Here is a 21,510-nt window from a genome sequence, read left to right on the forward strand (position 1 = left end):
GGTGGAGGATAAAAATTATGAAGAATAAAAGAGAAGTGTTGGTTAAACTTTTTCTATCTACATTATATCTAAGTGCATTTACATTTGGCGGCGGTTATGTGATCGTTACGCTGATGAAGAAAAAGTTTGTGGATGATTATCATTGGATTGAAGAAAATGAAATGCTGGATCTGGTGGCAATCGCGCAGTCAGCACCGGGACCGATTGCGGTAAATGGGGCAATCGTGGTTGGGTATAAGCTTGCCGGCCTTACAGGAACACTGGTTGCAATTATTGGAACGATTATTCCACCGTTTGTGATCATTTCTTTGATCTCTGCTTTTTATCATGCATTTCGGGATAATTATCTGGTGAGTCAGATGCTGGAAGGGATGCAGGCAGGTGTCGGAGCTGTGATTGCCTCGGTCACTTATGAAATGGGATGTGGAATTATAAAAAAGAAAGATAATGTGGCAACGATTGTTATGATTGCAGCCTTTATAGCAGCCTGTGTATTGGGAATCAATGTGATTTATATTGTGATTGCAAGTGGAGTTTTTGGTGTAATCCGGACAATCTGGAACAGATGGAGGAAAAGAGTATGATGTATATACAATTATTTTTAAGCTTTTTTCAGATCAGCTTGTTCAGCTTTGGAGGTGGATATGCGGCACTTCCACTGATCCAGGGGCAGGTCGTAAATGTGCATCACTGGCTCAGCATGACGGAATTTACGGATCTGATCACCATTTCCCAGATGACTCCGGGACCGATTGCGATCAATGCAGCAACCTTTGTTGGGATGAAACTGACCGGAATGCCGGGAGCGGTTGTGGCTACACTTGGATATATCACACCATCTTGCATTATCGTGACGATCATTGCAAAATTGTACCTAAAATACCGGGAAATGGACATGCTGCAGGGAATACTTGGAGGGATCAGACCGGCGGTGGTCGCACTGATCGGATCGGCGGGAATTTCCATTTTGCAGACAGCATTCTGGGGAGTTTCCGGGAAAATGGTGATATCTGATACCAGTTGGCTGATGGTTGGAATATTTGTGGTATGTGTGATCTTGCTCAGGAAGGTGAAGATGAATCCAATCTGGGTGATGTTGCTGGCCGGGGTGATGAAAGTGTTTGTTGCGGTGGCAGGAAAGATATAAATCTGGTATGATTGTAGTGAAAGGTTGGGTGAAGATTGATGGAGATTATTTGTTTTCATAATCCAGATGAAGAAAATGGATATTTAGGAATTGGTATTTATCAGAATGTGCGGTAAAAGATCAGATATGGGGAATTGGGTTATCCATGAAAGACGAGAACAGATTTGATCTGGATAAGTGGAAAGGTCAGAACTTACTTGGATATGCTTTGATGATGGTGAGAGAACAATTTAGTTATGGAGGAAGATGAAAATGAAGAATGTTTTAACGGACTTTTCTTACCCAAATCATTGCGGGTTAGTAAAAGATATGGTATATTTAAAGTATATTTTTGTCAAAATGTACAAAAATAAGAACAAATTATAGTAGGGAGTGGTCAAGATGTATCAGGAAGAGTACAAACGTTGGCTGGAAGCAGATCTGGAAGATGCCGATCTGAGTCCGGAATTAGCGAGAATTGAAGGAAATGACGAAGAGATAAAAGATCGTTTCGCTGTAGCTCTGAAGTTTGGAACAGCCGGACTTCGTGGAGTTCTCGGAGCAGGAACGAATCGTATGAATATTTATGTAGTACGTCAGGCAACACAGGGACTGGCGAACTGGGTTAAGACACAGGGTGGCACACAGACTGTGGCAATCAGCTACGACAGCCGTCTGAAGAGTGATGTATTTGCAAAGACAGCAGCAGGTGTTCTGGCAGCAAACGGAATCAATGTCAGAATCTATGACGCGCTGATGCCGGTGCCGGCACTTTCATTTGCGACACGTTATTATAACTGCAATGCAGGTGTTATGGTAACTGCATCCCACAACCCGGCAAAATACAATGGTTATAAAGCATATGGACCGGACGGATGCCAGATGACAGATGATGCAGCAGCAATCGTATATGCTGAGATCCAGAAGACAGATGTCCTCACAGGTGCAAAATACATATCTTTCGCAGAAGGTGTAGAAAAAGGGCTGATTCGTTTTGTAGGAGATGACTGCAAGAAGGCACTTTATGAAGCAATCGAATCACGTCAGGTAAGACCGGGACTTTGCAAGACAGCAGGACTGAAGCTGGTATACAGCCCACTCAATGGTTCAGGACTTGTTCCGGTAACACAGGTATTAAAAGACATCGGAATCACAGATATCACAATCGTTCCAGAACAGGAATATCCAAACGGATACTTCACGACCTGCAGTTATCCGAACCCGGAAATTTTTGCAGCTCTGGAGCTTGGACTTAACCTTGCAAAAGAGACAGATGCAGATCTGATGCTTGCAACAGATCCGGATGCAGACCGTGTAGGTATTGCAATGAAGTGCCCGGATGGTTCTTACGAACTGGTAAGTGGTAACGAAGTCGGTGTTCTGCTTCTCGATTACATCTGCGCAGGACGTATTGAAAAAGGAACCATGCCTGAGAAAGCAGTTGCTGTAAAATCAATCGTATCTACTCCGCTTGCAGATGCAGTTGCAGAGCATTACGGTGTAGAACTCAGAAGCGTACTTACCGGATTCAAGTGGATCGGTGACCAGATCGCACAGCTTGAAGAAGCCGGAGAAGTAGACCGTTTCATCTTTGGATTTGAAGAGAGCTACGGATACCTTGCAGGACCGTATGTACGTGATAAAGATGCTGTTATCGGATCTATGCTGATCTGCGAAATGGCAGCTTACTACAGAAGCATCGGAAGCTCACTGAAGCAGAGACTGGAAGAAATCTACGCGCAGTACGGACGTTATCTGAACAAAGTAGACAGCTTTGAATTCCCGGGACTTAGCGGAATGGACAAGATGGCAGGTATCATGGAAAATCTTCGTAAGAATCCACTCACAGAAGTAGCCGGAATCAAAGTTGCATCTGTTACAGATTACACCAAACCGGAAGAAACCGGACTTCCTTCTGCGAATGTACTGATCTACAAACTGGAAGATGGCGAGACTGTTATTGTTCGTCCTTCAGGAACAGAGCCGAAGATTAAGATCTATTACACAACACTTGGAAAAGATCTGGAAGAAGCACAGGCAAAGAAAGACAAATTCGCAGAAGCGTTAAAGCCGATCATGGCGTAGCAGTCAAAAGCTGATTTTGGAGAATGAGTCTGATCTGAATTTGCAGAGAATCAGGCTTGACAGAAAAGAACCTGGCCGATATAATAATTTTTATCGATAAGGGAGTAGTTGGCGCGATGACGTAGCTTTGTCAACATACTGACAGCAATGGCTGTCTGGCATAGCTTTAAATAATGAGACTTATTCGTAGTATTTTATGCTACGAATAAGTCTTTTTTTGTGCATACGATGAGCCAAGTGCAGATTTGTGCTTGCACAAGTATCTGCATTTGGCGAATGTACATCATCAAGCTGTTAAGCGAGATGGTGTACAAAGTATACAAATCGAGTAGGAGTCAGCCTGCTCGATTATATACGATGAGCCAAGTGCAGGCAAAGCATTGCCGCAGACAATTATTTTCACATTGGATAAGATGATTAGCTTTAAAAAGGAGAAAAATTATGGGTTTAATTGAATTGTTTTTGATTGCAGTAGGGCTGTCCATGGATGCATTTGCAGTTTCTGTCTGTAAAGGACTTGCTATGCCGAAGTGCACTTTCAAAAAGGCGGCTATTGTTGGCTTATGGTTTGGCGGATTTCAGGCATTGATGCCGGCAATTGGTTATGTTTTAGGAGCGCAGTTCCAGGAAGCCATTGCTTCTATAGATCACTGGATCGCATTTGTATTACTTGCGCTGATTGGTGGAAATATGATTCACGAAGCATTGGACAATGACGAAGAGGAAGCCGATGCAAGCCTGAATGTGAAGACCATGTTCCTTCTCGCAGTAGCAACCAGCATTGATGCACTCGCTATAGGAATTACCTTTGCATTTCTTAAGGTAAATATTATTCCGGCGGTCTGTTTTATCGGAATCGTGACCTTCATTATTTCCTTTGCCGGAGTAAAGATTGGTAATGTCTTTGGAGCCCGCTATAAGAACAAAGCCGAAATTGTCGGTGGGATCATCCTTATTCTGCTTGGTCTGAAGATTTTGTTAGAGCATCTTGGCTTTTTGGGATAAAAATAAATACGAAACTACGATCCTGTTGTTCTTCTTTCACATAAAGAACACAATTATCTGCTATTCTGGTGTATAATTAGAAATAAAGTGATAAAAGGAGCCCGTGAGAGTTATGGATAAACTGAAAATTCTTGTAGTAGATGATGAAAGCCGTATGCGCAAATTGGTGCGCGATTTCCTGGAAAGAGAAGGATATGCTGTACTCGAAGCCGGAGACGGTATGGAAGCAATGGACATTTTTTATGAGGAAAAAGATATTGCACTGATCATCCTGGATGTCATGATGCCGCATATGGATGGCTGGCAGACCTGCCGTGAGATCCGTAAAGAATCAAAGGTTCCGATCATTATGCTGACCGCAAGAAGTGAAGAGAGGGACGAGCTTCAGGGGTTTGAACTCGGTGTAGATGAGTACATTTCCAAACCGTTCAGCCCGAAGATCCTGGTTGCAAGAGTTACTGCGATTCTGCGCAGAACCAATGCGCTTGCTTCGGATGATCTGCTTCATGCGGACGGGATCGAGATTGATAAAGCAGCACATATGGTGAAGATCGATGGAAAACCGATCGAACTCAGTTACAAAGAGTTTGAACTTCTGACTTATTTTGTGGAGAATCAGGGGATCGCTTTATCGAGAGAGAAGATTCTTAACAATGTATGGAATTACGATTATTTCGGGGATGCCAGAACCATTGATACCCATGTAAAGAAGCTGAGAAGTAAACTTGGTGATAAAGGAGATTATATTAAGACTATCTGGGGTATGGGGTATAAATTCGAGGTACAGTCATGAAATATTCAATAAAAAGACAGATGATGACTGTTTTTGTAGGTCTGATTCTGTTTATGATCGTTGTATTTATGATCGTCAACGGAAGCTTTCTGGAGAAGTATTATATTTCCAATAAGAAATCAGAATTTATAAAGGCCTATACAATGGTGCAGGAAGGTGTGGAGAACGGGACAATCAATTCTGAGACACCGGAAAAAGACCTGGGAAGATTTACAGAGAAAAATAATATTTCCATTGCAGTCATCGATTCAGAATACAATGTGGTTTATACTAATGTAAGAGAAAAACAGATGATGGTCGTACAGCTTTTCGGATATCTGTACGATAAGAATCATCAGGAGGTTCTGGAAAAAACGGACAGTTATGATATCTGCAAGTCGGTTGATCCGCAAAATAATACAGAGTACCTGACCATGTGGGGAAACTTTGACAATGGTGATATCTTTATCATGCGAAGCCCGCTGGAGAGTATTCGTTCGGCAGTCACGATTTTTAACAGATTTATCGGAGTCGTCGGCGGAAGTGTGATTCTTGTGAGTGTATTGCTTGCGTGGTATTTCTCAAAAAGGATCACGGAGCCGATCATGGAGCTCGCAACACTTTCACAGAAGATGGCCGATCTGGATTTTGATGCAAAATATACCAGCGGCGGAAGCAACGAAATCGGTGTACTGGGAGAGAACTTTAACCGGATGTCAGAAAGACTTGAGCAGACGATTTCCAATCTGAAAGAAGCCAACTATAAATTGCAGAAAGACATTGAGCAGAAAGAAAAACGAGAAAATATGCGAAGCGAATTCCTGGGGAATGTTTCCCATGAACTGAAGACGCCGATTGCCCTGATCCAGGGATATGCAGAAGGTCTGAAAGAAGGAGTCAATGATGATCCGGAGAGCCGGGAGTTCTACTGTGAAGTCATTATGGACGAGGCAGGAAAGATGAACCGGATGGTGAAGAATCTACTTGCCCTGAACCAGCTGGAATTTGGTGAGGATGATGTACAGTTTGAACGGTTTGATATTACTTCATTGATTTCGGGTGTCCTGCAGAGTCTGGATATTCTGATCGAGCAGAAAGAAGCACAGGTGATTTTCCGCCACAAGAACCCTGTTTATGTTTGGGCAGATGAGTTTAAGGTTGAGCAGGTTGTCCGGAACTATGTCAACAATGCACTGAACCATATCGATGGTGAGAAGGTGATCGAGATCAAGATCACCCAGGAAAATGATATGGCAAAAATTACCGTATTCAATACCGGAACGCCGATTCCGGAGGAAGATCTGCCACATATCTGGGAGAAATTCTATAAGGTTGATAAGGCAAGGACCAGAGAATACGGTGGAAATGGTATCGGGCTTTCCATTGTGAAGGCGATCATGGACTCCTTTGGAAAAGGATACGGTGCGATCAATCATACAAATGGTGTTGAGTTCTGGTTTGAACTGGACATGAAATAAACGCAAATCTTGCAATTCACACTGTAACGTGGTACATTATAAAAGAGCTTATTACTGATTGACACAGGGAAGAAGATTGTGACATGAGCGGAAAAAGCTCTTTTGAATAACTACAAGAATATAAAAATCGTGAGGATATGCGGATGATAGCGATTATTGATTATGATGCAGGAAACATTAAAAGTGTAGAAAAAGCGTTAAAATATCTTGGTGAGGATGCGGTTATCACAAGAGACAGAGAAGAGATACTTTCTGCCGATAAAGTGATCCTTCCGGGAGTCGGTGCATTTGGCGATGCCATGTACAATCTGAAAAAATATGGATTGGATGAAGTGCTTCGCGAAGTAGCAAAGAGACAAATCCCGCTTCTTGGAATCTGTCTTGGGCTTCAGCTTTTGTTTGAAAGAAGTGACGAGACGCCAGGTGTGGAGGGGCTTGGTATTCTAAAAGGAGAGATCCTTAGAATTCCGGACTGTCCGGGACTTAAGATCCCGCATATGGGATGGAACTCTCTGAAGCTTCAGAATGACGGCAGATTGTTTAAAGATTTACCTGAAGAGCCGTATGTATATTTTGTTCATTCCTACTATTTGAAAGCAACAGATGAAAGTATTGTAAAAGCGACAACCGAGTACAGCATGCATATTCATGCTTCGGTTGAACAGGGAAATGTATTTGCCTGCCAGTTCCATCCGGAAAAGAGCAGTGATACAGGACTTCAGATACTGAAAAATTTTGTAGAATTGTAGGAGGGCAGACAGTGTTTACAAAGAGAATTATCCCATGTCTTGATGTGAAGAACGGACGGGTTGTAAAAGGTGTGAATTTTGTGGATCTCAAAGATGCAGGAGATCCGGTTGAGATTGCGAAGGCTTATGATAAGGCAGGTGCGGATGAACTGGTATTTCTGGATATCACGGCATCTTCGGACGACAGAAGCACGGTGGTTGACATGGTGCGTAAAGTTGCTGAGTGTGTGTTTATTCCATTTACGGTAGGTGGTGGAATCCGGACCGTTGACGATTTTAAGGCATTGCTTCGGGAAGGTGCGGACAAGATTTCCATCAATTCTTCTGCAATCAATCGACCGGAACTGATCCGGGAAGCAGCGGAGAAGTTTGGAAGCCAGTGCGTGGTTGTCGCGATTGATGCGAAAAGAAGAGAAGACGGCAGTGGGTGGAATATCTATAAAAATGGCGGACGCATTGATATGGGAATTGATGCGGTCGAGTGGGCGAAGAAAGTAGAAGCACTTGGTGCAGGAGAGATTCTTTTGACCAGTATGGACTGTGACGGCACGAAGGCCGGATACGATCTGGAGCTGACAAGGACGATCGCGGAAAATGTATCAATTCCAGTAATCGCATCTGGAGGAGCAGGTAATCTGGAGCATTTCTACGAAGCACTCGGTGAAGAGGGGAAGGCAGACGCGGCACTTGCGGCATCCCTGTTCCACTATAAAGAGCTGGAGATCAGAGAAGTAAAAGAATATTTGAGAGAAAAAGGCGTATCGGTACGTCTGTAGAGAAAAGGTGGGGAATATGGCAGCAATTAACAATGACTGGCTGGATGCACTGAAAGGTGAATTTTCCAAGCCATACTATAAGAAACTGTTTGAAACAGTGAATCAGGAATACCGGACACACCGGGTATATCCTCCGGCAGATGATATTTTCAATGCATTTCATCTGACACCGCTTAAGGATGTCAAGGTTGTGATCCTTGGTCAGGATCCATATCATGGAGATGGACAGGCAGAGGGGTTAAGCTTTTCTGTGAAACCAGGGGTTGATATTCCACCGTCACTGGTGAATATTTATCAGGAACTGCATGATGATCTGGGATGTACGATCCCAAGCCACGGCAATCTGGTGAAATGGGCGGAGCAGGGAGTACTTCTTCTCAACACGGTTCTTACGGTAAGAGCACATCAGGCTAATTCACATCGTGGAATTGGCTGGGAAGAATTTACAGATGCAGCAATCCGTGTACTCAATATCCAGGACAGGCCGATCGTATTTATCCTGTGGGGAAGACCGGCACAGATGAAAAAGAGAATGCTGACCAATCCGAACCATTTGATCCTGGAAGCACCGCATCCGAGTCCGCTTTCTGCGTATCGTGGATTTTTCGGAAGCAAACCGTTCAGCCAGACAAATAAATTCCTTGAGGCGCATGGTGTAGAGCCGATCGACTGGCAGATTGATGAACTGTAAAGAATAAAAAATAGAGATTTCGGGCAGACTGTGAAGATTTATTTGCAGTCTGTTTTTCCTTTTTTATTTCATAGGAACTTCCTATGAAACAAAAGGCACTACGTGTCGGAGATGCACATTCTTTTTGTTACTGTTCACAGTACAATGTCATTTAGTTAACGTTTAATCAGGAAGTGAATTCTTACAGAACAAATTACAGATGAGCCTTAGTGGAACCGTTTTACAGATATGTTTACGATTTACTCATGAAGGAAAGCATGACAAGAAGACAGATTGCAAATCTGCCTCAAAACGGATTATAATGATATAGGTGTCTATGCTGCCCGATATATAAAATATCGCGGTCTTCGGAAATGAGCCGTTTGGAGTCTTGGGTATTGGCGTTCATTCCTGATAGGGATCAATTCCTTTTTCAGCAGGGACATCACATCATATTGGTCTTTCTCCGTGGTCAGACGGAGAAAGGCTCTGCAGATATGGGCAGCCATAGTGAAATTGACTTTGTATTCATGTTTTGTCCTATGTTTTTCCAGTAGTGTGTAGTTTATCATTGTTTCGGTTATGTTATACGCAAGTAGCCTTGCCCATATTTCCTGTTTCACGTATTCGGGTTTATACGCATGGAAATTACTCAACCCAATGGTATATTTCAGTTTCCTAAATGAGGATTCAATAGACCATCTGGCATTGTACAAGGTTTTGATACGTTCCACAGGGAATTCATCACGTGGCAGATTGGTCACGATGCACTCGTATGTAGAAGTGCTGATAGGGAAGCGTAGAATACGGAAGGACAGCTCATATGTATCATAACTTCCATATTCAATGTAATCGAAAGCAGCTGCCTGATCAACAAAGCGTATGTAACCTTCTGTGTGGATGTCTGCCAAAACTTTTTTCGAATGGCTCCGAACCAGTATGACGCTGACATCAATATCGAAGGATTCCGCATCTGGAAAATTAAAATTGCCGACCAGTCCTTTGGAATGGATATCCTTGGTACGGAACAGGAAATACTGTCCCTGTTCCACAACATGTGCCATGTTGTTATAAGAGCAATAGCCGCGGTCACCGATATAGATATTTTTTATTCCATCCAAAACATCGTGCCGGTCAACAGTAGTAGTCTGGTGATGAGAAAGCCGGAGTGCTGAAAAAAGTGCAGGTAGAGCCATCGGCAGCCAGGAAACGGTAATGCGAATCCATAAAGGAAGCGGGCGGCAATTCCATGGAAGTGGAATTAAAGTGCCGGAATACAGCTTCCAGCGCATCAGGTTTAAGCTTTGCGCGCTGCTGGCTGAGAGCAGAAGCGGTTGGTATGGAAGAATCCAGTCCCCAGAAATCAAGCAGTTCATGGCTAATTAGTTGGAACAAAAAACGAAAGGAAGAGCACAATCCAGACGGTATCAGCGGCAGGCTACAAGAATAAATTGTGATTTCACAAGATTGGTGCTATAATAAGAGAAAAGTTCCTGCCGGGGCAGCCGCCCCGGTGGTATGGATAGAAAGGCAGGAAAACAATATGCACATCAGCTATAAACCACTCTGGCACACACTGTTAGAGCGTGATATGAGAAAAGAGGATTTAAGGCTTGCCGCTGGTATGACAACAAATATGATTGCCAACATGAGCAAAGAGGGAAAGCACATCAGCATGGATACATTAGCCCGTATCTGCGAAACGCTGAATTGTGAGATTACCGATGTGATTGAGTTAGTACCAGACGAGCCTGCTTCCACAGGAGGTAAGGAACATGAGCGAATTGAAACCAAGAATAACGGAAAACGGAATTGATTATATCCTTGTCGGAGATTATTACATCCCGGACTTGAAACTGCCGGAGGAACACCGCCCTATCGGAAAGTACGGACGGATGCACCGGGAATATTTAAGGGAAGTCCACCCAGCCAGATTGAATACATTGATACTGACCGGGGAATTGTGGACATATCTTGCAGACCTGAACGAACAGGCACAGGAACGGTTAGACACCATCATGGAGCAGATGAAAACTGCCGAGGGCGTAACCGAGGAATTGAAGCGTACCCACCAAATGGAATGGGTGCAGCGTTGCAATAACATTCATAACCGGGCAGAAGAAATTGTTTTGCATGAGATGATTTATTCATAACGGGAGCAATTAAATCGGAGGTATATAAGATGATTGAAATTGTATTTGGTGAAAGTGCCTGTGGAAGTTTGAAAATTGCCCAAACTTACGGCAAGGGAAAGTATAGAGGAAGTGCTGTTTCAATATTTATGAGGCATGAAGACGGGAGTGTTCCATCTTCAGATGAAATGAAAAAAGCACAGCTTCAAGCACAGGAACAAGAACGCATTGCTTGGGAGAATGCTATTCCATTGGGAGGCAAGAGCTGTGATGTTTATTGTTTTGATATGGCTCTTAGTGTGGGAGATATTTCTGATAATGGAATTGGCGAACAGCGGAAAAATGTTTTCAAGAAAATGCTGTCTGTCTGCTTTGTAGAGGATTTAGATTATCAGGTTGAAGAAAAAATACAGAAAATTAAAACTACATTGACCTCAGTGATTGAACGATATGTAGCTGGGGAAGAAATTCGCATTTGGTATAGCTATAATCCAGATGAGCTTTGTGGTATGTATTGGCTTATGAAACAACTTCAACCCTTAAACTGCCAGACAACAATTTATTTGGTTAAGTTACCTACATGGGAATATGGAAAAGAAAATACTATGACATCCAAAATAGCATGGGGCGAGGTCTCTCCTGGCGAATGGGGAAACTATATAACTCTACAAGAGAAAGCTAATCCTGTATTTCTTTCAGCTTGTGCTATGAAATGGAATCAACTTCAAAATGAAAATGCACCTTTGCGTGCAATGTTAAATGGTAAATTGCAAAGCGTTTCAGAAGATATATATGATAGTTTCATTCTTCGTGAAATTGCGGAACAGCCAGAGCAATTCAAAATGGCTATTGTCATAGGTAATGTTTTAGGAAAATATCAACTTGGAATTAGTGATGTATGGATTTCCAATCGCATTGATAAAATGCTTGAAGATGGTGTGTTGGAAATTATACAGGACGCACCAAAGGGAGAAACAAATTATCGCCGAATATTAAGAAAACGAATGAAGTAATAACCACAGCACAAACCGCTGCTACATGGAATCCAACAAACCATGCAACAGCGGTTTTCCTTTACCGTTTTTTCCTCTGGTTGATAGGCGTTCCCGTTTTCTTTGATTTTTGGAGAATCCGAATAAGCCAGCGAAATTCTTCTTCCGATAAATTTTTGTAGTTGATACCGAGCTGCTTGCAGTAAAGCACTGCCAGTTTTTCCAAACGGCTGCCCTTGAAATTTTCGACCGCTTCCAGATTTTCTTTCAGTTCATTGGCAACAGTGGTCTGGGGCGCACTCTCACTATCCTTTTTATGGGTTTCCCGAATATCCCGGATAATCAGGTTTAGGTCATCCAGAACCATGTGGCTGAAATATTCATCATCACTGATATGGGCGGCTTGCAGCACTTTCAAATGTGGGTCATCTTCGCCAGGGCGATACCGTTCTATGATTTCATGCCGGACAGTATCGACAAGGGTGTTGAGGTTTTGAATCTGCATGGTGGCAATCCCATCCACATAAATCTCAATGTCCGCAAGAAACTTGATAAAGTCCTTATGGGTGGCAAGTTCGCAGAGCAGACGGTTGTTGATCCGTCCGCTTTTCAGAAGTGCAACCATTTCATCGTTCAAATGCAGCTCCGTCAGTGGCGTGTTGATCTGCTCCCTGTTCTCTGTCCGGCACAGCAGATAATCGACGGAAACCCCATAGAAGTCTGCCAGCGTGATAAGGTTGCCATGATTGATTTCCTTAAAATCTTCTTTTTCATAACTGCCAAGGGCTGATTTAGAAATACCCGTTAGTTTTGATAGTTCTTCCAGATTTAAGCCTTTGTCCTTGCGGAGTTCCCAAAGGCGTTCCTGTATGCTTGTTGCTCCTTTCATGGGCACACGCTCCTTTCCAACGGTTTCATTGCTGCCGCTTATCTGGATTATATCACACTTTCCGTAATCGTGGAAATTTCTGATTTTTACCCTTAATTCCTACTTTGTGGACATACGGCACAGGGCACAAAAATGTTCTATGATACAGGTAGTTCATCGATGGATTATTCCAATCGAATGACCAGCCTGTGTGGGATATGCTTCCCCGGCGATGTAGCGCCATGAATTTTGGCAGGGATATGGAGGAACCCTGACCGAAACGAGCGTACCAAAGGGAGCGATACGCCGCTGTGAGATTCAGGGGAGGAACGACACCGGGGAGAACTGGCGAACTGACACCGAAATGATACCGAAACACGACAATCTGATAGGGGGATAGTCTACCCTATCGCTGATACTTCGGGAGATTTTAAGCGGCTCTATGGCTGTAATTTTGCCGAAAATCGCCCCGAGACCATACACTAAAACGGGAGGAAACACAATATGCCGAGAATGAGCAAAAAGAGGAAGCATGAGCTTTCCTTTTACCTCAATGACCGGGGGCGTGTCACTTACAACGAATTATGCCGGAAATGCCAGCATGGGTGCAAGCAGAGCTTCCGGGCGGTTGTGATTGACTGCCCCTGTTATTTATCCAAACGAGCAAAGAAAAAGGAGGAACACACCGAATGAATTTTGAATTTATGACGATAGACACACCATTACCGCCCTGTATGCCATTTCCCAGAGCGTTGACAGGATTTCCAGTCAGCAGCACCGCAAAGGTCATGTACTGCCGGATGCTGGACGCTATGCTATCCAAAGGGAAGGAGGACGAGAACGGAATCCTGTTTGTCTGCTTCCCCATCACAGCCATTGCCGCAGTCCTGTCCCGCAGCCCCATGACGGTCAAGCGTTCTCTGAATGAACTGGAAACCGCCGGACTTATCATGCGGGTGCGTCAGGGCATTGGAGAACCAAACAGGATTTATGTGCTGATACCGGGAAAGGAGGACGCTGCCCTTGCCTGATACCTCAAAACTGGAAAAGCTCAACCGGGAGTTGGAAAAAAGCGAAAAGAAACTGCGGAAAGCCATCAATGATGAAAAGGCATTGCAGCACCAGTTGAAGCAGCTTACCCGAAAGGAACGGACGCATCGGCTCTGTACTCGTGGCGGTATGCTGGAAAGTTTTCTGCAAGAGCCGGAACGCCTGACAGATGATGATGTCATGCTGCTGTTGAAACTCATTTTTCACAGGCAGGACACGCAGGAACTATTGAAAAAACTGCTGGAACGGGAGAAGCTGGAAACCCCTTAGTTTACTAAGGGCGCAATTATACACCACCCAAAGGTTGGTGCATTGCGTTCTCCGAAGGCTCCTCGCCGGAGGGCTGTGATTTTCCGCAGCCACGGACTGCTCCAAATCAAACAGGGGACGCTACACTTCCCCTGCGCTGGCTTTCGCCAGCTACCCTTTTGTGGACTTGCCATCTGGGGACACCTTGCGTTGCAAGCTGTTCCCAGCCGACAAGTTTTACAGAATCAGTTTTCTGTCTTTTGAGAAGAAATGAAAAATGTTATACTAAAAAATGAAAATGCCTATTGACTCTCACGGAACGTCATAGATTAAAGTTACCTTATCAGGAACAGGAGGTCAGCAGCTATGAGGACAGTAAAAGAAATATCAGATTTAACAGGTATCAGCGTTCGCACGCTTCACTATTATGATGAAATCGGGTTGTTAAAGCCAACAGAAAAAAGTGATGCGGGATACCGGCTTTATGACGATAAGGCACTGGAAACATTACAACAGATTTTATTTTTCCGTGAGTTTGATATCTCCTTGAAAGAAATCAAAGCTGTTTTGGACAATCCGGCTCTTGAAAGAAATCAGATTCTACAAGTACAGCGAAAAATGTTGGTAACAAAGAAAGAACGAATGGAACGTCTGATTGCCAGCATTGATGACATTCTGAAAGGAGAGAACAAAATGGATTTTACAATTTTTACCAAAACAGAAGTAGAAGAAATGTTCCAAACCATGCTTGAGCATATGCCGGAGAATATGAGAAACATTGCAATTAAAGAATTTGGTAGCATTGAACAATGGAAAAAGCATTATATGGAAGTCGTATCTTCGGAAGAAATGCAGAAAGGCTATGCAAAGGTAGTTGAATGGTATGGTGGAAAGGACAAGTTTCTGTCTGTTGCCCGAACTCCCGTCAGCAAAGAAGTTGCAGAAAGCTATAACAAACGGATAGAAGCGATTTTGCAAAAACTGATTGCAAAACAGAATTGTGACATAGATTCTTTTGAAGTAAAAGAGCTTGTTGGAGAATATGGCTTTGTTATGAAACAGCTTGCCCAGATAAAAGAAGAAAAAGGCTTTATGATGGCACAGACGCAGTATTACCGCAATGAACAAATCAAACCAATGATAGACGAAAAATACGGTGAAGGGGCTTCTGATTTCTTTGCACAGGCAATAGAAAACTATTATAAAGTTAAGTAATCTTGAATTTTAACTAAATACCCGCCGCCCCCAGCGGCACACCAAGCAGGAAATCTGAAAAAGGTCTCCTGCTTTTTTTATACCTAAAATCGGAAAGGAGGAACACTAAATGCCCTGTCCACACAATCAAATCTCCATCGTCCAGCGTAGCAACCGCCAGTCTGCTGTTGCCGCCGCTGCTTACCAAAGCGGCGAAAAGCTGTTCTGTGAATACGACCAGCAAGTGAAGCACTACCCAGAAAAGCGTGGTATCGTCCATAATGAAATCCTGCTCCCGGCAAATGCCCCGCCAGAGTATGCAGACCGCAATACCTTATGGAACGCCGCCGAAGCTGTTGAGAAGCAATGGAACTCCCAGCTTGCAAGGCGGTGGGTGCTTTCCATTCCCAGAGAGATACCGCCCGACCAGTACGCCGCCCTTGTCCGGGATTTCTGCAATCAGCAGTTTGTTTCCAAAGGAATGTGCGTGGATTTTGCCATCCATGACAAAGGGGACGGAAACCCTCACGCTCATGTCATGCTGACTATGCGGGCAATGGATGAACATGGGAAATGGCTTCCCAAGAGCCGCAAGGTTTATGACCTTGACGAGAACGGGGAACGGATAAAACTTCCGTCCGGCAGATGGAAAAGTCACAAGGAAGATACGGTTGACTGGAACGACCGCAAGTATTGTGAAATCTGGCGGCATGAATGGGAGATCATCCAGAACCGCTATCTGGAAGCCAACAACCGCCCGGAGCGGGTGGATCTCCGTTCTTATGAAAGACAGGGGCTTGATATTATCCCTACCGTCCATGAGGGTGCTGCTGTCCGGCAGATGGAAAAGCGAGGGATTCAGACCAACATCGGAAATCTGAACCGGGAAATCAAAGCCGCCAACAGCCTGATGAAGTCTATCCGGCAGCTTATTAAAAATCTCAAAGGCTGGATTATCGAGCTTAGTGAAAAACGAAAAGAACTGCTTGCGGAAAAAGCTGCGGAGGAAGCGGTATTTCTTCCCAATCTGTTGATGAAGTACATGGAGGTACGAAAGGCAGAACGGAGCGACTGGACACGGGCGGGACAAAACCGTGGAACTTCCAAAGACTTAAAGGCAGTCAGCGAAGCCCTGTCCTATCTTCAGAGAAAGGGACTTTCCACCGTGGAGGATTTGGAAAACTTTATAGAAACGTCCGGGAAATCTGCCGCCGACTACCGAAAGCAGATGAAGCCAAAGGAAACCCGCAGCAACGTGATTGACGCTATCCTTGCCGCCCGGACGGACTGTAAGGAATGTAAGCCCGTTTATGAGAAATACCAGAAGATATTTTTCAAGAAAACTAAGGAAAAATTCAAGCTGGAACACCCGGAGGTTGCCCGGTTTGAGAAAGCCAGTGCCTACCTTGCCAAGCACCCGGATGATAAGGACAGCACGAAAAAGGAGCTTTTGCAGGAACAGGCGAAGCTTGTGGGCGAAATCGCAGACTTGAAAGTACCGTTGACCGAGGTGCAGGAAGATTTGAAGAAGCTGCGGGACATCCGCTACTGGGTACGGAAAGCCACACCCGGCACAGAGGAAAGCAAAGAGCCGCCCAAGAAGCAGCCCCTCAAAGAAGTCTTGCAGGATAAGGCTGACGAGAAGAAAGCACAGAAAAACGCCCCGGCGCAGACGAAACACAAACAACAGGATATGGAACTTTAACAGGCACTTGTCATTTTCAGATTGAGAATGATAAGTGCCTTTTCTTTTTTACAAGGAGGAATTGATTTGAATGTATTTGAAGCTGTGAAGCAGTCCGTTACGACAAGACAGGCTGCGGAGCATTACGGAATCCGGGTAAACAGAAACGGGATGGCTTGCTGCCCGTTCCACAACGATAAGACCCCCAGCATGAAGCTGGACAAGCGTTTCCACTGCTTCGGATGTGGTGCAGATGGGGATGTGATTGATTTTGTAGCTGCCCTGTACGGGCTGGGGAAAAAGGAAGCCGCCGCACAGTTGGCGAGTGACTTCGGGCTTGCCTATGAGGACTGGAAGCCACCGGGCAGGGCAAGGAAGCCCAAGCCCCGGCAGAAATCCCCGGAAGAACAGTTCCGGGAAGCAAAGGCACATTGCTTCCGTGTCCTTGCCGATTATCTACACCTCTTACGGGTATGGAAAACCGACTATGCCCCGCACTCCCCGGAGGAAGCGTTTCATCCCCGGTTCGTGGAAGCCTTGCAGAAGCAAGCCCATGTGGAATATCTGCTGGATGTGCTGCTGTTCGGGGAGACAGAGGAAAAAGCGGTTTTGATTATGGACTACGGAAAGGATGTGATACAGCTTGAACAGCGAATGGCAGAGCTTGCAGCCGCAGACGCAGCAAGAACTAAAAAACACCATGAACGCCATGCAGCCGCCCCAGAGCGTTGAGGAAGTAAAGGCAACTCTGGAAACCACCGAGAAAGGCGGCGTCCGCCAGAGCATACGGAACTGCCTGACCGTATTCCAGCGTGACCCTGTGCTTGCCGGGGCAATCGCCTACAACATCCTGACCGACCGCAAGGACATCATAAAGCCCATCGGTTTTCACAGAGAAAGCACAGCCCTGACCGATACGGACATGAAGTATCTGCTTCTCTATCTGGAGGAAACCTACGGGCTTACCAGTGAGAAAAAGATTGAAACCGCCATCGGGATTGTGGCGAATGAGAATAAGTACCACCCCATCCGGGATTTTCTGAACAGCCTTGCATGGGACGGGACTGAGCGCATCCGCTTCTGTCTGCGGCACTTTCTGGGAGCTGATGTGGACGATTACACCTATGAAGCCTTGAAGCTGTTCATGCTGGGGGCGATTACAAGGGCATTTAAGCCCGGAAGCAAGTTTGAAATCATGCTGTGTCTGGTAGGCGGTCAGGGGGCTGGCAAATCCACCTTCTTCCGGCTGCTGGCAGTCCGGGACGAGTGGTTTTCCGATGATTTGCGGAAGCTGGACGATGATAACGTGTACCGCAAGCTGCAAGGTCACTGGATAATTGAAATGTCGGAAATGATGGCAACCGCCAATGCCAAGAGCATTGAGGAAATCAAGTCCTTTCTAAGCCGCCAGAAAGAGGTTTACAAAATTCCCTATGAAACTCACCCGGCAGACCGCCCCCGTCAATGCGTGTTCGGCGGCACTTCCAACGCCCTTGACTTTCTCCCCCTTGACCGTTCCGGCAACCGCCGATTTATCCCGGTCATGGTGTACCCGGAGCAAGCCGAGGTTCACATTTTGGAGGACGAAGCCGCTTCCAGAGCCTATATCAGCCAGATGTGGGCGGAAGCAATGGAGATTTACCGAAGCGGCATGTTCAAGCTGTCATTCAGCCCAGCCATGCAGCGGTATCTCAAAGAACACCAGCGGGATTTTATGCCGGAGGACACCAAAGCCGGGATGATACAGGCTTACCTTGATAAGTACACCGGGGAAACGGTCTGCTCCAAGCAGCTCTACAAGGAAGCCTTAAACCACACCTTTGATGAGCCGAAGCAATGGGAAATCCGGGAAATCAACGAGATAATGAACCAGTGCATTACCGGGTGGAACTACTTTTCCAATCCGAGGATGTTTGCGGAATACGGCAGACAAAAGGGCTGGGAGCGTGAAATCCCGGCAACGGACACCGACAACCCGCCCGAAAAATCTATGGACGGTTTTGTGGAGGTCACAGAGCAGATGGAGCTTCCATTCTGAAAATGACAGCCCGTTGCCGACTTCGTTGCTATCCCGTTGCCGAGCCGGTTGCCGGGGAAAATCCCTTATTTCCGGGCTTTTTCCCTCTCTGACAACCAAAACAACAGAAAAATAAAAGAAAAGTATAAATAGTAATCAACGCCAGATTGAGATTGTTTGCAAGGTCTTTTGAAGCCCGTTGCCGGACTTCGTTGCCGACCGTTCTCTGTCTGGCTATTTTCATGTATGGAGGATAACTGCCTATGGCGAAAAATAAGACCAAGATTGAAGTGACAACCGTATTTGACGGGGAACTGGACGCCACCGATGTGTTCGTCAGCCTGATTTCCCAGAAATACGGCAAAACAAATACAAAAGAATATCTTGCTAAAAAGAAAGATTTGAAGTATAATGAAGATGAGGTTCAACAGAGCCAGATACCGTCTGGATTGTGTGGGTAAATGGCTATGATGAACGAAATGGAATACAGAACAATCGGTTCGGCACTTGCCGGAGGGTATCGTGCAGCGGTCTATTGCAGGCTGTCAAAGGACGATGACCTGCAAGGCGAAAGTGCCAGTATCGCAAACCAGCGTGATATGCTGGAAAAATACTGCGAAAAGCAGGGATGGGAGGTTGTGGCAGTCTATCAGGACGATGGCTTCACAGGTCTTAACATGGAGCGTCCTGATTTACAGAGAATGTTGAGAGCCATTGAGCGCAGGCAAATCAACCTTGTCATCACGAAAGACCTCAGCCGACTGGGGCGTAACTATCTGCAAACAGGGCATTTGATTGAGGACTTTTTCCCAAGAAACGGTGTCCGCTATATCGCCATGAATGACGGTATCGACACTCTGCGGGATAACAACGATATTGCCCCGTTCAAGAATATCCTGAACGAGATGTACAGCAAGGATATTTCCAAGAAAGTCCATTCATCTTATCTTCTGAAAGCGCAGAAAGGACAGTTTACCGGGTGTCTTGCCCCGTTTGGGTATCGGAAAGACCCGGAGGACAAGAACCATCTGCTCATTGACGAGGAAACAGCCCCGATTGTGCGGCTGATTTTCGGATATGCCCTGAACGGTCATGGTCCGAACTATATCCGCAGACGGCTGGAGGAAGAAAAAATCCCCTGCCCTACATGGTGGAACCGGGAACGGGGGTTTCGCAATACCCGCACCAAATGGGAAAAGAAAGACCCGGAAAACGGGCGGTATATGTGGGACTTCTCCGTTATCAAAGATCTTTTGATGAATCCCGTCTACACCGGGGCGATTGCTTCCCAGAAAAAAGACTACCGTTTCAAAATCGGAACGATTGGGGAAAAGAAGCCGGAGGACTGGATTGTGGTGGAGGGACAGCATGAACCGCTGATTGACCGCATGAGCTTTGACATTGTGCAGAACAAGCTGAAATCCCGCCAGCGTCCGGGGCAGACAAATGAAATCAGCCTGTTTGCCGGATTGATAAAATGCGGCGAGTGTGGGAAATCTCTGACGATACGCTACACAAACGCAAAACATCCCCAGCGGATTTATTCCTGCAAGACCTACAATGCCTTTGGAAAGAACCACTGCACCCAGCACCGGATTGACTATGACACCCTTTACAGCCATGTGCTGCGGAAAATCCGGGAATGTGCCAGAGCCGCCCTGATGGACGGGAAAGCGGTTGCTGACCGCCTGACCAATACCTGTGAAGCCGAGCAGCGGGAACAGCGGGAAGCAATGGAACGCTCCCTTACAAGGGACGAGGAACGGATTGAGGTTCTGGACAAAATGGTAATGCGGCTTTATGAAGATATGATTGCAGGGCGTATCAGTGAGCAGAACTTCAACACCATGCTGGAAAAGACACAGACCGAGCAGACGGAACTTAAAACAAAAGTGTCCGAGGGCAGAAAGCGGCTGTCCGATGAAGTCCAGCTTGCCAATGACGCAAAACAATGGGTGGAAGCCATTCAGGAATACGCCAACATTACAGAACTGGACGCAGCCACCCTCAACCGCTTAATCAAAGAAATCGTCGTGCATGAGCGCATTGACGAAGATAAAACAAGACACATTTCTATCGAAATTCATTTTAATCTCAAACCCATCCCGGAGGTGGAACAGGTCACTGCCTGACCTGTCCCGCCGGGACGGTTCTCTTAAAAACACCATATAGATTTTTTGTACGCCGCCGCCCGCCATCGAGCAGAGTTTTACACCTAATTGGGGATAAAACATTTCAACCCTGGTGGAAGATGAGCTTTGTGAAACGAGAAAGGAAATAAGTTTCTGGGCAGGGATTTTTTTGCTTCTCTTGAAATCGGAATCGGGATGGACAGCATACTGTGAAATATCAGAAACAATGTGTTCCACAGAAGAAAAAAACAGTTCTTTGATTTGTTGATGGATCATGATCATGTGCCTCCTTGAGAAAGTGATATACCACTAATTCAAGGGCCGCTCTCGCTACCTCAACAAATTTATCAGTAGCGAGAGCGGCCGCACATTTTGCACCCTATGTCAACCCTTTGGGTAGCTTTTTTGAAAAAATTTGGGTTAGACCCACAATTAGGGGCTAACCCTGTAACTTAACTAAATGACATTGGGGAGTGAACAGTAACTTCTTTTTTACTTTGCATGCCGGAATCAATGGAAACAGTTGACCGT

24 protein-coding genes and 1 pseudogene are annotated in these 21,510 nt (G+C 45.4%); 23 read left to right on the plus strand and 2 right to left on the minus strand.

Going from position 1 to position 21,510, the window contains the following annotated elements; genetic code table 11:
* Positions 1 to 17: 17 nt before the first annotated feature.
* From AB5213_RS07745 to AB5213_RS07790, 10 genes and pseudogenes are all read left to right on the plus strand, one after another.
* Positions 18 to 584 carry a chromate transporter gene (locus AB5213_RS07745; RefSeq protein ID WP_368276567.1) on the plus strand — a complete coding sequence of 189 codons (567 nt, stop codon included), beginning with the start codon at positions 18 to 20 and terminating at the stop codon, positions 582 to 584.
* Positions 581 to 1,147 carry a chromate transporter gene (locus AB5213_RS07750; protein ID WP_368276568.1) on the plus strand — a complete coding sequence of 189 codons (567 nt, stop codon included), beginning with the start codon at positions 581 to 583 and terminating at the stop codon, positions 1,145 to 1,147. The genes AB5213_RS07745 and AB5213_RS07750 overlap by 4 nt, the downstream gene beginning before the upstream one ends.
* 97 nt (positions 1,148 to 1,244) lie before the next feature.
* Positions 1,245 to 1,397 (plus strand): annotated as a pseudogene (locus tag AB5213_RS07755) (NADAR domain-containing protein); the annotation flags it as partial.
* 131 nt (positions 1,398 to 1,528) lie between these two features.
* A complete protein-coding gene (locus AB5213_RS07760; protein ID WP_195255717.1) occupies positions 1,529 to 3,211 on the plus strand; it encodes a phospho-sugar mutase in 1,683 nt (560 codons plus the stop codon).
* A 441-nt stretch (positions 3,212 to 3,652) separates the two neighbouring features.
* Complete coding sequence (locus AB5213_RS07765; RefSeq protein ID WP_368276569.1) at positions 3,653 to 4,216, plus strand: manganese efflux pump MntP family protein; 564 nt, start codon at positions 3,653 to 3,655, stop codon at positions 4,214 to 4,216.
* Between the two features lie 112 nt (positions 4,217 to 4,328).
* Positions 4,329 to 5,009, plus strand: coding sequence for a response regulator transcription factor (locus tag AB5213_RS07770; protein ID WP_022220129.1), 681 nt, complete (start codon positions 4,329 to 4,331; stop codon positions 5,007 to 5,009).
* Positions 5,006 to 6,466, plus strand: a complete 1,461-nt coding sequence (locus AB5213_RS07775; protein WP_368276570.1) for a sensor histidine kinase — start codon at positions 5,006 to 5,008, stop codon at positions 6,464 to 6,466. The genes AB5213_RS07770 and AB5213_RS07775 overlap by 4 nt, the downstream gene beginning before the upstream one ends.
* Before the next feature lie 143 nt (positions 6,467 to 6,609).
* A complete protein-coding gene (gene hisH / locus AB5213_RS07780) occupies positions 6,610 to 7,215 on the plus strand; it encodes an imidazole glycerol phosphate synthase subunit HisH (protein WP_368276571.1) in 606 nt (201 codons plus the stop codon).
* 11 nt (positions 7,216 to 7,226) lie between these two features.
* Positions 7,227 to 7,991 (plus strand): imidazole glycerol phosphate synthase subunit HisF, encoded by a 765-nt coding sequence (gene hisF, locus AB5213_RS07785; RefSeq protein ID WP_008372815.1) that lies wholly within the window; start codon positions 7,227 to 7,229, stop codon positions 7,989 to 7,991.
* A 16-nt stretch (positions 7,992 to 8,007) separates the two neighbouring features.
* Positions 8,008 to 8,682: a uracil-DNA glycosylase gene (locus tag AB5213_RS07790; protein WP_368276572.1), complete on the plus strand. Its 675-nt coding sequence runs from the start codon at positions 8,008 to 8,010 to the stop codon at positions 8,680 to 8,682.
* Positions 8,683 to 8,996: 314 nt separating this feature from the next.
* On the opposite strand, the gene AB5213_RS07795 is transcribed toward AB5213_RS07790, so the two are convergent.
* A complete protein-coding gene (locus AB5213_RS07795; RefSeq protein WP_349096146.1) occupies positions 8,997 to 9,782 on the minus strand; it encodes a transposase in 786 nt (261 codons plus the stop codon).
* A 128-nt stretch (positions 9,783 to 9,910) separates the two neighbouring features.
* Between AB5213_RS07795 and AB5213_RS07800 the strand changes: the two genes are divergently transcribed.
* The 4 genes from AB5213_RS07800 (at position 9,911) to AB5213_RS07815 (ending at position 11,806) form a co-directional block, all read left to right on the plus strand.
* Positions 9,911 to 10,111: a hypothetical protein gene (locus tag AB5213_RS07800; RefSeq protein ID WP_368276573.1), complete on the plus strand. Its 201-nt coding sequence runs from the start codon at positions 9,911 to 9,913 to the stop codon at positions 10,109 to 10,111.
* Between the two features lie 93 nt (positions 10,112 to 10,204).
* Positions 10,205 to 10,477, plus strand: a complete 273-nt coding sequence (locus tag AB5213_RS07805; RefSeq protein ID WP_002593556.1) for a helix-turn-helix transcriptional regulator — start codon at positions 10,205 to 10,207, stop codon at positions 10,475 to 10,477.
* On the plus strand, positions 10,437 to 10,814 hold the full coding sequence (locus AB5213_RS07810) for a TnpV protein (RefSeq protein WP_005927690.1): 378 nt from the start codon (positions 10,437 to 10,439) through the stop codon (positions 10,812 to 10,814). Before AB5213_RS07805 ends, AB5213_RS07810 begins: the two co-directional genes overlap by 41 nt.
* Before the next feature lie 29 nt (positions 10,815 to 10,843).
* Entirely contained in the window at positions 10,844 to 11,806 is a 963-nt protein-coding gene (locus AB5213_RS07815; protein ID WP_005927687.1) for a DUF3658 domain-containing protein, read from the plus strand.
* 61 nt (positions 11,807 to 11,867) lie between these two features.
* Here the strand turns inward: AB5213_RS07815 and AB5213_RS07820 are convergent, their stop codons facing one another.
* Positions 11,868 to 12,674, minus strand: coding sequence for a helix-turn-helix domain-containing protein (locus AB5213_RS07820; RefSeq protein WP_117814525.1), 807 nt, complete (start codon positions 12,672 to 12,674; stop codon positions 11,868 to 11,870).
* A gap of 483 nt (positions 12,675 to 13,157) precedes the next feature.
* On the opposite strand from AB5213_RS07820, the gene AB5213_RS07825 reads away from it, so the two are divergent.
* The 9 genes from AB5213_RS07825 (at position 13,158) to AB5213_RS07865 (ending at position 20,979) form a co-directional block, all read left to right on the plus strand.
* Positions 13,158 to 13,346 (plus strand): hypothetical protein, encoded by a 189-nt coding sequence (locus AB5213_RS07825; RefSeq protein WP_117536679.1) that lies wholly within the window; start codon positions 13,158 to 13,160, stop codon positions 13,344 to 13,346.
* Positions 13,343 to 13,684: a DeoR family transcriptional regulator gene (locus tag AB5213_RS07830; RefSeq protein WP_005924748.1), complete on the plus strand. Its 342-nt coding sequence runs from the start codon at positions 13,343 to 13,345 to the stop codon at positions 13,682 to 13,684. Before AB5213_RS07825 ends, AB5213_RS07830 begins: the two co-directional genes overlap by 4 nt.
* Entirely contained in the window at positions 13,677 to 13,973 is a 297-nt protein-coding gene (locus AB5213_RS07835) for a DUF3847 domain-containing protein (RefSeq protein ID WP_117628259.1), read from the plus strand. The genes AB5213_RS07830 and AB5213_RS07835 overlap by 8 nt, the downstream gene beginning before the upstream one ends.
* A gap of 345 nt (positions 13,974 to 14,318) precedes the next feature.
* Positions 14,319 to 15,167, plus strand: coding sequence for a MerR family transcriptional regulator (locus AB5213_RS07840; protein ID WP_025544158.1), 849 nt, complete (start codon positions 14,319 to 14,321; stop codon positions 15,165 to 15,167).
* A 109-nt stretch (positions 15,168 to 15,276) separates the two neighbouring features.
* A complete protein-coding gene (gene mobQ, locus AB5213_RS07845; protein WP_025544159.1) occupies positions 15,277 to 16,851 on the plus strand; it encodes a MobQ family relaxase in 1,575 nt (524 codons plus the stop codon).
* Between the two features lie 66 nt (positions 16,852 to 16,917).
* Positions 16,918 to 17,562 (plus strand): CHC2 zinc finger domain-containing protein, encoded by a 645-nt coding sequence (locus AB5213_RS07850; protein ID WP_025544160.1) that lies wholly within the window; start codon positions 16,918 to 16,920, stop codon positions 17,560 to 17,562.
* Positions 17,531 to 18,868, plus strand: coding sequence for a virulence-associated E family protein (locus tag AB5213_RS07855; RefSeq protein WP_008394605.1), 1,338 nt, complete (start codon positions 17,531 to 17,533; stop codon positions 18,866 to 18,868). The genes AB5213_RS07850 and AB5213_RS07855 overlap by 32 nt, the downstream gene beginning before the upstream one ends.
* Before the next feature lie 242 nt (positions 18,869 to 19,110).
* The gene (locus AB5213_RS07860; RefSeq protein ID WP_002595176.1) at positions 19,111 to 19,308 is read left to right on the plus strand and encodes a hypothetical protein; all 198 of its coding nucleotides are present in this window, start codon (positions 19,111 to 19,113) and stop codon (positions 19,306 to 19,308) included.
* The gene (locus tag AB5213_RS07865; protein WP_154259478.1) at positions 19,309 to 20,979 is read left to right on the plus strand and encodes a recombinase family protein; all 1,671 of its coding nucleotides are present in this window, start codon (positions 19,309 to 19,311) and stop codon (positions 20,977 to 20,979) included.
* Positions 20,980 to 21,510 lie beyond the last annotated feature (531 nt).

Source organism: Coprococcus sp. RTP21204st1_G4_RTP21204_210225 (assembly GCF_040915385.1).
Classification (GTDB): Bacteria; Bacillota; Clostridia; order Lachnospirales; family Lachnospiraceae; genus Allocoprococcus; species Allocoprococcus comes.